The sequence below is a fragment of the Desulfopila inferna genome, assembly GCF_016919005.1.
GTDB classification, from domain to species: Bacteria; Desulfobacterota; Desulfobulbia; order Desulfobulbales; family Desulfocapsaceae; genus Desulfopila_A; species Desulfopila_A inferna.
In genome coordinates, this window is sequence record NZ_JAFFQE010000016.1 from 1 (window position 1) to 2,500 (window position 2,500).

Annotated in this window: 2 tRNA genes and 1 rRNA gene; all 3 read left to right on the forward strand. The window is 50.1% G+C overall.

Annotated elements, in window-relative coordinates:
- Nucleotides 1-286: 286 nt before the first annotated feature.
- The 3 genes from JWG88_RS21155 (at nt 287) to JWG88_RS21165 (ending at nt 2,309) form a co-directional block, all read left to right on the forward strand.
- A 16S ribosomal RNA gene (locus JWG88_RS21155) occupies nt 287-1,834 on the forward strand.
- A gap of 309 nt (nt 1,835-2,143) precedes the next feature.
- Nucleotides 2,144-2,220: transfer RNA gene (locus JWG88_RS21160), tRNA-Ile, on the forward strand.
- A 13-nt stretch (nt 2,221-2,233) separates the two neighbouring features.
- Nucleotides 2,234-2,309 (forward strand) — tRNA-Ala (locus JWG88_RS21165).
- Nucleotides 2,310-2,500 lie beyond the last annotated feature (191 nt).

Sequence of the window (2,500 nt, forward strand, 5' to 3'; positions counted from 1 at the left end):
GTGATCGGCAACGATTTGAGCGCAACGGAGGCAGAAATAAACGAGAAATAAATCTTGACAGAGTTTTTAGAATCGATTAGATTAAATATCTCGTCGCGACATCAGTCGCAACCCACGAAACATCTTTTTTGCGGGTGAACGATCCTTGACAACTGAATAACAACAAACAGCAAACGGGCCCAACGTGTCTTCGGACACTTTGAGCAAGTTTTCGTAATTCAAAAAACGAGCTCTTATATAATTAAGCACTATGTAAGTAACCGTCTTTTAGACGGTCTAGGATATCAAACTGGAGAGTTTGATCCTGGCTCAGAACGAACGCTGGCGGCGTGCTTAACACATGCAAGTCGAACGCGAAAGTTTTCTTCGGAGAACGAGTAGAGTGGCGCACGGGTGAGTAACGCGTAAGTAATCTACCCTGGTATCTGGAATAACCCACCGAAAGGTGAGCTAATACCGGATACGCTGATTTATCAGGAAAGATGGCCTCTTCATGAAAGCTATCGTACCAGGAGGAGCTTGCGTACCATTAGCTAGTTGGTAGGGTAATGGCCTACCAAGGCGACGATGGTTAGCGGGTCTGAGAGGATGATCCGCCACACTGGAACTGAAACACGGACCAGACTCCTACGGGAGGCAGCAGTGAGGAATATTGCGCAATGGGGGAAACCCTGACGCAGCGACGCCGCGTGGATGATGAAGGCCTTCGGGTCGTAAAATCCTGTCAGATGGGAAGAAGTGCTACTGCTCTAATACAGCTGTAGTTTGACGGTACCATCAAAGGAAGCACCGGCTAACTCCGTGCCAGCAGCCGCGGTAATACGGAGGGTGCAAGCGTTGTTCGGAATTACTGGGCGTAAAGCGCGCGTAGGCGGCGTGTTAAGTCAGATGTGAAAGTCCACGGCTCAACCGTGGAAGTGCATTTGAAACTGGCATGCTTGAGTATTGGAGGGGGTAGTGGAATTCCCGGTGTAGAGGTGAAATTCGTAGATATCGGGAGGAATACCGGTGGCGAAGGCGACTACCTGGCCAAATACTGACGCTGATGTGCGAAAGCGTGGGGAGCAAACAGGATTAGATACCCTGGTAGTCCACGCCGTAAACGATGTGAACTAGGTGTTGGGATGGTTAATCGTCTCATTGCCGCAGCTAACGCATTAAGTTCACCGCCTGGGGAGTACGGTCGCAAGATTAAAACTCAAAGGAATTGACGGGGGCCCGCACAAGCGGTGGAGTATGTGGTTTAATTCGACGCAACGCGCAGAACCTTACCTGGTCTTGACATCCCGGGAATCCCCTGGAAACAGGGGAGTGCCTCTTTGAGGAACCTGGTGACAGGTGCTGCATGGCTGTCGTCAGCTCGTGTCGTGAGATGTTGGGTTAAGTCCCGCAACGAGCGCAACCCCTATCTTTAGTTGCCAGCATTAAGTTGGGCACTCTAGAGAGACTGCCGGTGTCAAACCGGAGGAAGGTGGGGATGACGTCAAGTCCTCATGGCCTTTATGACCAGGGCTACACACGTACTACAATGGCATGTACAAAGGGCAGCCACTTGGCGACAAGGAGCGAATCCCGTAAAACATGTCTCAGTCCGGATTGGAGTCTGCAACTCGACTCCATGAAGTTGGAATCGCTAGTAATCGTGGATCAGCATGCCACGGTGAATACGTTCCCGGGCCTTGTACACACCGCCCGTCACACCACGGAAGTTGGTTGTACCAGAAGCAGTTGAGCGAACTATTTATAGACGCAGGCTGCCAAGGTATGGCTGGTAACTGGGGTGAAGTCGTAACAAGGTAGCCCTAGGGGAACCTGGGGCTGGATCACCTCCTTTTAAAGGAAGAAGTGGTTGAGTCCGAGTGCTCTGCATTATGCAGAGACGAGTGTACAAAACACCACCATTCTGGGGATTAACCCCGTTTGCCAGTTGTTATTCAGTTTTGAGGGATCGTTATTGATCTTTATAAGTGGACATGAACGCGAAACTAGCTGAGGCTTGTGTTGATGCACGTGCTTAAAATCGTTGATTTGGATTTTAGGCAAGGAGCGTGAACAATGAGTCCCGCAGGCGTATGATAATACGTTGAGGAGACTCATTGAGAGCAGCGACGCGGCATAAAACCAAAACAGCGGTTTTAAGCGAGGGCCTATAGCTCAGCTGGTTAGAGCGCACGCCTGATAAGCGTGAGGTCGGTGGTTCAAGTCCACCTAGGCCCACCACGCATGAATTGATGGGGGTGTAGCTCAGCTGGGAGAGCGCCTGCCTTGCACGCAGGAGGTCATCGGTTCGAACCCGTTCACCTCCACCATTGTATTAGCGGTTGTAAAACCTTCAAAGACTTCTGTTTTTGAGGGTTTTCCAACCTCTAATAAGAGGAACGTAGAGTTTCCGATATGCTCGGTTCTACGCAGCATCGATCTTTGATAATTGAATAGTAGAGAATACAAAATCCTTTGGACCGTGTTTCATGGATACACCGGTTTTTACTGAACCACCGTA